The 8234-nt window shown below is 73.2% G+C and carries 10 protein-coding genes and 1 pseudogene; 6 read left to right on the top strand and 5 right to left on the bottom strand.

Annotation, left to right across the window (positions count from 1 at the left end; all coding sequences use genetic code 11):
* The first annotated feature begins 286 nt into the window (after nucleotides 1–286).
* Together OP04_RS38650 and OP04_RS38645 are read left to right on the top strand one after the other, a co-directional pair.
* The gene (locus OP04_RS38650) at nucleotides 287–730 is read left to right on the top strand and encodes a YciI family protein (protein ID WP_033344879.1); all 444 of its coding nucleotides are present in this window, start codon (nucleotides 287–289) and stop codon (nucleotides 728–730) included.
* 3 nt (nucleotides 731–733) lie between these two features.
* The gene (locus OP04_RS38645; protein WP_332309704.1) at nucleotides 734–1966 is read left to right on the top strand and encodes an RNA polymerase sigma factor; all 1233 of its coding nucleotides are present in this window, start codon (nucleotides 734–736) and stop codon (nucleotides 1964–1966) included.
* On the opposite strand, the gene OP04_RS38640 is transcribed toward OP04_RS38645, so the two are convergent.
* On the bottom strand, nucleotides 1909–2229 hold the full coding sequence (locus tag OP04_RS38640) for a hypothetical protein (RefSeq protein ID WP_033344878.1): 321 nt from the start codon (nucleotides 2227–2229) through the stop codon (nucleotides 1909–1911). The genes OP04_RS38645 and OP04_RS38640 overlap by 58 nt on opposite strands.
* Nucleotides 2230–2276: 47 nt before the next feature.
* On the opposite strand from OP04_RS38640, the gene OP04_RS38635 reads away from it, so the two are divergent.
* Nucleotides 2277–2771, top strand: a complete 495-nt coding sequence (locus tag OP04_RS38635) for a hypothetical protein (protein WP_033344877.1) — start codon at nucleotides 2277–2279, stop codon at nucleotides 2769–2771.
* 32 nt (nucleotides 2772–2803) lie between these two features.
* The gene (locus tag OP04_RS38630) at nucleotides 2804–3823 is read left to right on the top strand and encodes a Gfo/Idh/MocA family protein (RefSeq protein WP_033344876.1); all 1020 of its coding nucleotides are present in this window, start codon (nucleotides 2804–2806) and stop codon (nucleotides 3821–3823) included.
* Here the strand turns inward: OP04_RS38630 and smpB are convergent.
* The 3 genes from smpB to OP04_RS38615 form a co-directional block, all read right to left on the bottom strand.
* Nucleotides 3789–4295, bottom strand: coding sequence for an SsrA-binding protein SmpB (smpB, locus tag OP04_RS38625; RefSeq protein ID WP_157240934.1), 507 nt, complete (start codon nucleotides 4293–4295; stop codon nucleotides 3789–3791). The two genes, OP04_RS38630 and smpB, sit on opposite strands and share 35 nt — an antisense overlap.
* A 41-nt stretch (nucleotides 4296–4336) precedes the next feature.
* Nucleotides 4337–4801: a response regulator gene (locus OP04_RS38620; protein ID WP_051799729.1), complete on the bottom strand. Its 465-nt coding sequence runs from the start codon at nucleotides 4799–4801 to the stop codon at nucleotides 4337–4339.
* Between the two features lie 70 nt (nucleotides 4802–4871).
* Nucleotides 4872–5432: a CGNR zinc finger domain-containing protein gene (locus OP04_RS38615; protein WP_033344875.1), complete on the bottom strand. Its 561-nt coding sequence runs from the start codon at nucleotides 5430–5432 to the stop codon at nucleotides 4872–4874.
* 68 nt (nucleotides 5433–5500) lie between these two features.
* Here OP04_RS38615 and OP04_RS38610 point away from each other — a divergent pair, with 68 nt between their 5' ends.
* Nucleotides 5501–6538 (top strand): EamA family transporter, encoded by a 1038-nt coding sequence (locus tag OP04_RS38610; protein WP_232323898.1) that lies wholly within the window; start codon nucleotides 5501–5503, stop codon nucleotides 6536–6538.
* Nucleotides 6539–6549: 11 nt separating this feature from the next.
* On the opposite strand, the pseudogene OP04_RS56055 reads toward OP04_RS38610, so the two are convergent.
* Nucleotides 6550–7275 (bottom strand): annotated as a pseudogene (locus tag OP04_RS56055) (UbiA family prenyltransferase); the annotation flags it as partial.
* 101 nt (nucleotides 7276–7376) lie between these two features.
* On the opposite strand from OP04_RS56055, the gene OP04_RS38600 reads away from it, so the two are divergent.
* Entirely contained in the window at nucleotides 7377–8216 is an 840-nt protein-coding gene (locus tag OP04_RS38600; RefSeq protein ID WP_033344874.1) for a DUF6807 domain-containing protein, read from the top strand.
* Nucleotides 8217–8234: the final 18 nt, after the last annotated feature.

Below are 8234 nucleotides of genomic sequence, written 5' to 3'. Positions count from 1 at the left end.
CCCCCCCCCCCCACCCCCCCGCCACTCCCACTGGCCCCGCCTCGTTCCCCGCCCCTCATCTCCCCGCCGCTTCCATCGCCGGCTCCCCATCCCTCCCCGCCTTTCCCTCCGTCCCTCCTCCTCCCCTCATCTCCATCGCCGCCTCTTGATCTTGGGTGAAAGATTTTTGAGGAGGAGGGCGCGCGCTGTCGAAAAACCGGGGTCGCCGATCGAGGACCGGGTGAGAGCGCATCCGGCGCGGTTAAGGTCGCCGGAGCGAACCGTTTACGGCACGAGGAGCAGCACGATGCGCGTCATGGTGATGATCAAGGGGCACGGGGCGGACGAGGACAAGATCACGCCGACCACGGAGATGTTCGAGGAGATGGGGCGTTACAACGAGGAGCTGGTCAAGGCCGGCATCATGCTCGGCGGCGACGGCCTGCGACCCACCTCCGCCGGTGCCAAGGTGGTCTTCGCGGCCGGTGGCGACACCTCGGTGGTGGACGGGCCGTTCGCGGAGTCGAAGGAGATCGTCGCGGGGTACTGGATCTGGCAGGTGTCCTCGATGGAGGAGGCGATCGAGTGGGCGAAGCGGTGCCCGCACGACGCCTACTACGGCGCGGAGCAGGTGCTGGAGCTGCGGCCGTTCTACGAGAACGAGGACTTCGCGGACCGGATGACGCCGGAGCTGATCGAGAAGGAAGCGGAGCTGGCCCGGCGGATCCAGGCGCAGCAGCAGGGCGCCTGAGCCGTGCACCGGAGGATCGAGGCGATCTGGCGGATGGAGTCGGCCCGTCTGATCGCCTCGCTCTCCCGGCTGACCCGGGACGTGGGGATCGCCGAGGAGATCGCGCAGGACGTGTTCGTGGCCGCGCTGGAGCAGTGGCCGGCGGACGGTGTGCCGCCGAACCCGGGCGCGTGGCTGCACACCACCGGACGGCACAAGGCGATCGACCGGATCCGCCGGGACCGGATGCGCGACGACCGCCAGATCAACGCCGCCTCAGATCCCACCGTGTCGGAGAGATCCGACGATGATCTGCTGGCGCTGATCTTCACGGCCTGCCACCCGGTGCTGCCCCGCGAGTCCCGGACCGCGCTCACGCTGCGGCTGCTCGGCGGCCTGACCACGGACGAGATCGCCCGCGCCTACCTGCAACCGTCCGCCACGGTCGGTCAGCGGATCTCCCGGGCCAAGCGCACGCTCGCGGAGGCGAAGGTCCCGTTCGAGACGCCGGGCGATCTCACCGCACGGCTGCCCGCGGTCCTGGAGGTCATCTACCTGATCTTCACCGAGGGACACGCGGCGACCAGCGGCGAGCAGTGGATCCGGCGCGATCTGGCCGAGGAGGCGATGCGGCTCGGGCGCATGCTGACCGGCCTGCTGCCGCGCGAGCCGGAGCCGCACGGCCTGGTCGCGCTGATGGAGTTGCAGGCGTCCCGGTTCCGGACCCGCACCACGCCGGACGGCGAGCCGGTCCTGCTGCAGGACCAGGACCGCGCGCGCTGGGACCGGACGCTGATCCGGCACGGCCTGTCCGCGCTGGACCGGGCGATCGCGCTGCGCCGGCCGCTCGGTCCGTACTCGGTGCAGGCCGCGATCGCGGCCTGCCACGCACGGGCGCGCAGCTTCGAGGCGACGGACTGGGAGGCGATCGTGGCGCTCTACGACGCGCTCGGCCAGATCGCGCCGTCCCCGGTGGTGCTGCTGAACCGCGCGGTCGCGGTGCTCCACGCGGACGGCCCGGAGGCGGCGCTGGACGCGATGGACGAGGTGCGCGCGGACCCGCGGATGGCCCGGCACCACCTGGTCGGCGCCGTGCGCGCGGACATCCTGATCCGGCTGGGCCGGACCGCAGAGGCGGACGAGGAACTGGTCCGCGCGGCCGCGCTGGCACCCACCGCACGCGAGCGCGACCTGCTGACTCAGCGAATCAGCAGCACGACGACGACCACGAGCGCCACCGCGCCCGGCACCAGATAGGGGCGCAGAGTCCGGAGGCGTTCGGGGGCGGCGACCGGTTCGAGCCATTCGTCCGGGCCGAGCACCTCGGGGTAGCCGCCGCGCCACTCCACCCGGGAGCCGGCCGGGACCGTGATCGTGACGACGTCCCGGCGGCGCGACCAGATCAGCGCGTGCACCGCGTAGACGCCCACCCACCAGCCGAGCGTGAGGAACGACAGCGCCAGGTGCAGCGCGTGTGCCGGATGCCCGAACTGTCCCACCCGTACGGTGTAGGTCTCCACGTATGGGTGAACGCTTCGCGCCCCCGCGAGGAAACTAGGCTCTCCCCATGGACGACGGTGCGGAACTGGCCGCGGCGCTCGCCGCGCACCTGGACGGGCTGGCGTTCACCGGGCTCGGCACGGATCAGGTGACCGCGCTGGTCATCGACGCGATCACCGGGTGGGCGCAGGCCCAGGGCTGGCGCGTCTACCGCCGGGCGCCGAGCGTGGTGTCGCTGCCGCCGCCGCTGGACCGGCAGAAGTCGGTGCTGGACGTGGCCTGCGCCCGGCCGGGCGGCGCGCTGCCGATCGCGATCGAGGTGGACCACACGGATCGCCGCCGGACCGTGGACAAGCTGGTGGCGGAGGCCGCGGCCGGCCGCGTCGCGCTCTGGGTGCGCTGGTCGCCGGGGAAGATCAACGCCCCGGGCCCGCCGGTGCACCTGGTGCCGCTGGCGGTGACGAAGCCGCGTCCGGGCCAGTTCGCGCGCGGCGTGGAGCGGCCGCCGCCTCCGCACTCGACCGGCCCGGGTTCCGGCACCGCGCAGGAGTTTCCCCTTTAAGATCAAGATCTACCCGGGAAGGCGGCTTCATCATGGCCAGCACCATCCGCGTCGGTCTGCTCGGTTTCGGCCTCGGCGGCCGGGTGTTCCACGCCCCGCTGATCGCCGCCACGCCCGGACTGGACCTGTCCGCGATCGTCACCGCCAACCCGTCGCGGCAGTCGGCCGCACGTGACGCCCATCCGTCCGCCGAGATCGTGCCGTCCCTGGACGCGCTGCTCAGCGGCGGGAACGTCGACCTGGTCGTGGTCGCCACGCCGAACGCGCAGCACGTCCCGCAGGCCCGCGCCGCGATCGACGCCGGGCTGCCCGTGGTGGTGGACAAGCCGTTCGCGCCGACCGCGGCGGAGGGCCGGGACCTGATCGAGGCCGCGCAGACCAGGGGCGTGGCGCTGACCGTGTTCCAGAACCGGCGCTGGGACGGCGACCTGCTCACCGTGCGGAAGCTGCTCGACGAGGGCGCGCTCGGGCGGGTGCACCGGTTCGAGTCCCGGTTCGAGGTGTGGAAGCCCGCGCTGAAGGAGGGCTCCTGGAAGGAGGAGGCCGCGCCCGGCGCCGGCGTCCTCTACGACCTCGGCGCGCACCTGATCGACCAGGCGCTGCTGCTGTTCGGCCCGGCCGAGGTGGAGTACGCGGAGCTGGGCGTGGTCCGGCCCGGCTCGACCGTGCCGGACGACGCGTTCGTGGCGTTGCGGCACCTCACCGGCGTCCGGTCGCACCTGTGGATGAGCCGGCTGGTCGCGCAGCCCGGCCCGCGGTTCCGGGTGCTGGGCACGGACGCGGCCTACGTCACGCACGGCCTGGACGGCCAGGAGGCCGCGCTGGCCGCCGGTGGTGACCCGTCCTCGCCCGGCTGGGGTGCGGGGTCCCCGGGCCTGCTCGGCGCCGGGGACGAGGTCACGCCGGTGCCGACCGAGCCGGGCGCCTACCCCGCGTTCTACGCCGGGGTCGCGGCCGCGCTGCGGGAGGGCGCGCCGATGCCGGTCGACCCGGCGGACTCGCTGGCCGGGCTGGAGATCATCGAGGCCGCGACGCGGGCTGCCGGCCTTTGAGGTGGCGGCCCATCTGGCGGGCGATCTCGCGGTTCGCATCCCGTTCCGCGAGCGCCTGCCGCTTGTCGTAGGCGCGCTTGCCCTTCGCCAGCGCCAGCTCGATCTTGGCCCAGCCGTTGAAGAAGTAGAGCGACAGCGGGACCAGCGTGGTGCCGCCGCCCTCGCGCAGCTTGGACAGGATCCGGTCGATCTCGGACCGGTTCAGCAGCAGCTTGCGGGTGCGCCGCGGCGCGTGCAGCGAGTAGTCGCCGAAGCCCCAGTCCGCGATGTGCAGGTTGTGCAGCATGATCTCGCCGTCCCGCTCCTGCGCGAACGCTTCCTTCAGCGACACGTGCCCGGCGCGCAGCGACTTCACCTCGGCGCCGGCCAGCACCAGCCCGGCCTCGTAGGTCTTCAGCACCGTGTACTCGTGCAGGGCCTTCTTGTTGGACGCGACGAGCGTCCGCCCGTCCGTACCCTCCCGCTTCACCATGGACGACAGGTTACGCGGGAGGGCCCGCACCCTGCCGCTGGTTATCCGCGCATGTTCCGCGGGCCGATCGGGCGCGCGTAGCGGTGCTGGCGGGCGTGGGCCGGCACGCACCGGCGCGGGCCGGTCGCGAGCGCGGGCGCGCCGAGCAGGTCGAGCAGGCGGGCCCGGAACGCGCGCGGCGAGAACGGCTTGGCCAGGTAGTCGTCGGCGCCGGCCGCGTACCCGGCCTCGATGTCGGCCGCGTTGATCGCGGCGGAGACCATGATGACCGGCACGCCCCGGTGCCGCGGCTGCGAGCGGACCAGGCGGCACAGCTCCAGGCCGGTCATGGCCGGCATGCCCACGTCCGTGACGACGGCCCGCGGACGCGCGGACTCGAGCACGCGCGCGGCCGTGATCCCGTCCGTGGCGCAGACCGTGCGCAGGCCCGCGCTCTCCACCGACATCGCGATCAGCTCCCGCAGGTCCGGGTCATCCTCGGCGACGAGGACGAGGTCGTGCGACATGTGGCTTCTCCCGGGCTCGGCTGCTCGTGCGGGCCCTACGTTCCCGGCCGGGCGGTGCGGTCGCGGGCGGTCAGCGGTTGCCGTTGAGGTGCTTCCGGCTCCGGTGGGCGATCATGTTCATCCGGTTTCCGCACCGTACGGTGCAGAAGCGCTTGGATCCGTTCTTGGACAGGTCGACGAAGAGCCCGGTGCAGTCGTCGGCCGCGCAGACCCGCAGCCGCCCGGTCTCGTTCATCCGGATCACGTCGATCAGCGCGAGCGCGGCCTCGACCTCCATCCGCACGGCCAGTGGCGCGTCCGGGTCGGTGGCGTGCAGGTGCCAGTCGTAGTCGTCGTGCCGGGCCAGGTACGGCAGCGCGCGCCCGTTCCGCAGCATCCGGTTGACCACGGTGACCGCCTCGTCGCGGTCCAGCGTCCAGACCTCGCGCAGCAGGTCCCGCGTGCGCAGGACCGCGCGCAGCTCGTCGTCGTCCCAGTCGAAGCGCCCGGAGTAGGTGAACCGGCCGATCAGCGCGCGCAGGTCGCCGACCGTGGTCAGTTCGTCCGCGCCGGAGCGGGAGGCCGCGGGCTCCGTGTTGACCAGCGCGACCACGAACTCGAGCGCCTCCTCCGTGTCAGGGGCAAAAAGCAAGTTGACTCCTCACGTCGAGCATCCTAGCGTCAGGGGTGTCAGCAATTTAGCTCATGACAGGAGGCATCGTGAAGCAGTCCACCGGCCTGGTCGCCGCGTTCGTGTCGGCCGCCTCGTTCGCGACGTCCGGCGCCTTCGTCAAGCCGCTGCTGGAGGCCGGCTGGTCCCCCGCGGCCGCGGTCTCCGCGCGCACGCTCTCGGCCGGTCTGCTGCTCCTGCCCTTCGTGCTCTGGTCACTGCGCGGACGCCGGCACGCGCTCTGGCGCGCCCGCTGGCGGGTGCTCGGCATGGGCGTGGTCGCGGTCGCGTTCACCCAGGTCACCTACTTCGCGGCGATCTCCCGCATCCCGGTCTCCACCGCGCTGCTGGTCGAATACCTGGCGCCGCTGCTGCTCGTGCTCTGGGCCTGGGTCAGCACCCGCCGCGCGCCCCGGCCGGCCGTGCTGCTCGGCTCCGTGCTCGCGATCGGCGGCCTGGTGCTGGTCATCGGGCCCGGCGCGGTGCGGGCCGTCGACGTGCTCGGGCTGCTGCTGGCGTTCGCGGCCGCGGTCGGCTGCGCGATCTACTTCGTGGTCGGCGCGCGCCCGTCCGACGGGCTCCCGCCGGTCGCGCTGGCCGGGGCCGGGCTACTGGTCGGCGGCACCCTGCTCGCGCTGATCGGCGCCGTCGGGCTGCTGCCGTTCACCGCCACGTTCGACGCGGTGCCGCTGCTCGGGACGCCCGCGCCGTGGTGGGTGCCGCTGGCCGTGGTCGCGCTGTTCGGCACCGCGATCGCGTACGCCACCGGCATCCTCGGGGCGAACGTGCTGGGTTCCCGGCTCGCGTCCTTCATCGGGCTGCTGGAGGTCGTGTTCGCCTCGATCTTCGCCTGGCTGCTGCTCGGCGAGAACCTCACGCTCACCCAGCTGGCCGGCGGCGTGCTCATCCTCGGCGGCATCGCGGCCGTCAATCAGGCCACGGAGACGGCTGCCGTTCAGGCGACCGAGGTCACGAACCCGATCGACGGCAGCGCGAACACCAGCGCCAGCACGGCCAGCCTCGGGATCGACGGCCGCCTGGACAGCACCGTGTACGCGCCGAGCAGCACCGGCGCCAGCCCCAGCTGAAACGGCAGCGTGGACGCGGGGATCAGCACGTCCGCGCTGGCGCAGGCGAGCGACACCCCGAGCGCGAAGGCCCAGAGCGACAGCCCCAGCCGGTACGCACCGTCCGCGCCGTACCGGACCGCGATCGTGGAGTACCCGGCCCGCAGGTCGGCGGGCCGGTCCACCACGGTCGTCGGGATGTAGAACGCGGCCGCGAACAGCAGCCCGAGCAGCCCCATCTGCCACGGGAAGTCCCACGGATCCCGCGCCACCGACCAGCCGCCCAGCGGCGCGACCACGCCCACCACCAGCGCGTTGACCAGCACGTCCAGGCCGGGGCGGGCCTTGAGCCGCAGCGGCGGCGCGCTGTAGGCCCAGCCGAGCGCCAGCACCGCGGCCACGCCGAGCACGAACAGCGGGCCGATCAGCGCGGCCGTCCCCAGCGCGGCGAGCCCGGCGGTGGCGGCGTAGATCCTCAGCGCCTCCGGGCGTACCCTCCCGGCCTGCCTCTTGCGTGGGTTCAGCCGATCGGTGGGCAGGTCGTGCAGGTCGTTGTGGGCCAGCACCGCGCCCCAGATCAGCGGGCCCAGCACGAGCAGCGTGAGCGCCGCCCTCACCGGATCGGCGGGGGTGAGCCTGCCGGAACCGAGCACCAGCCCCAGGTAGGCCGGCACCCACGACACCGGCCAGAACCACGGGCGGGAGACCGCCGCCAGCACGACCGCTCGATGTGCGCTCACCTTCGACCGCTGCAGCATGCCGCCGATCCTTCCCGGTGACCGCTGTGACGAACCTGAGAAAGTCGATATGGTGGCACGGGGGGAAGCGCTTTCCTACTGCTTCGTCGGAGGGTTCTCAGATGCCCGAGTCAGCGCGGCTCACCGTCGCGGGTGCCGTGGTCGCCCGCCTCCAGGACGGCGCGGACGTCGAGCCCGCGCTCGGCCCCCGCCCCTACCTGCACCCGGTCACCACGCTCGGCGGCGTCACGGTCACCGACGCGTTCCCGGACGATCACCGCTGGCACCTCGGCGTCTCCGTCGCCATGCAGGACGTGTCCGGCACCAACCTGTGGGGCGGCCGCACCTACGTCCGCGACCAGGGCTACACCTGGCTCGACGACCACGGCCGCATCGTCGACGCCCGCCTCTCCCCCACCGCCGCCTCCGACGCGCTCGCCGAGACACTCCACTGGCTCGCCCCCGACGGCACGCTGCTCGTCACCGAGGACCGCACGCTCGCCGCCCGCCCGCTCGACACCCGCGCCTGGTCCCTGGAGGTCGCCTACACGCTGACCGCACCGCCGGACCGCGACATCACGCTCGGCAGCCCCGCCACCAACGGCCGCCCCGACGCCGCCGGCTACGGCGGCTTCTTCTGGCGCTGCGCCCCCGGCCCCGCCGACGTCTTCGACGCGACCGGCGCCCGCGGCGAATCCACCGTCAACGGCGGCACCGCCCCCTGGCTCGCCTTCACCGCCGCCGGCCACACCCTGATCTTCAGCGGCCTCGGCGACGGCGACCACTGGTTCGCCCGCACCGGCATCTACCCCGGCGTCTGCGTCGCCCTCGCCTGGGAGAAGCCCCTGCTCATCCCGGCCGGCGCCACCATCTCCCGCCGCCACACCGTCATCGTCGCCGACGGCACCCTGACCCCGTCCGACGTCGAGTCCCTCAGCCCGCGATTCGCAGCCGGAGCCTGACCCGGCGACCGTCGGCGT

Origin of the sequence: Catenuloplanes japonicus, assembly GCF_000717135.1 — a bacterium.
GTDB classification, from domain to species: Bacteria; Actinomycetota; Actinomycetes; order Mycobacteriales; family Micromonosporaceae; genus Catenuloplanes; species Catenuloplanes japonicus.
The sequence above is the reverse complement of the archived record's forward strand: the minus strand, read 5'-3'. Positions and strand labels throughout refer to the sequence as shown.

What these genes read in the sequence shown, in the direction of transcription:
- OP04_RS38650 (WP_033344879.1), top strand. Translation starts at nt 287, where the DNA reads ATGCGCGTCATGGTGATGATCAAGGGGCACGGGGCGGACGAGGACAAG.
- OP04_RS38635 (WP_033344877.1), top strand. Translation starts at nt 2,277, where the DNA reads ATGGACGACGGTGCGGAACTGGCCGCGGCGCTCGCCGCGCACCTGGAC.
- OP04_RS38630 (WP_033344876.1), top strand. Translation starts at nt 2,804, where the DNA reads ATGGCCAGCACCATCCGCGTCGGTCTGCTCGGTTTCGGCCTCGGCGGC.
- smpB (WP_157240934.1), bottom strand. Translation starts at nt 4,295, where the DNA reads ATGGTGAAGCGGGAGGGTACGGACGGGCGGACGCTCGTCGCGTCCAAC.
- OP04_RS38620 (WP_051799729.1), bottom strand. Translation starts at nt 4,801, where the DNA reads ATGTCGCACGACCTCGTCCTCGTCGCCGAGGATGACCCGGACCTGCGG.
- OP04_RS38600 (WP_033344874.1), top strand. Translation starts at nt 7,377, where the DNA reads ATGCCCGAGTCAGCGCGGCTCACCGTCGCGGGTGCCGTGGTCGCCCGC.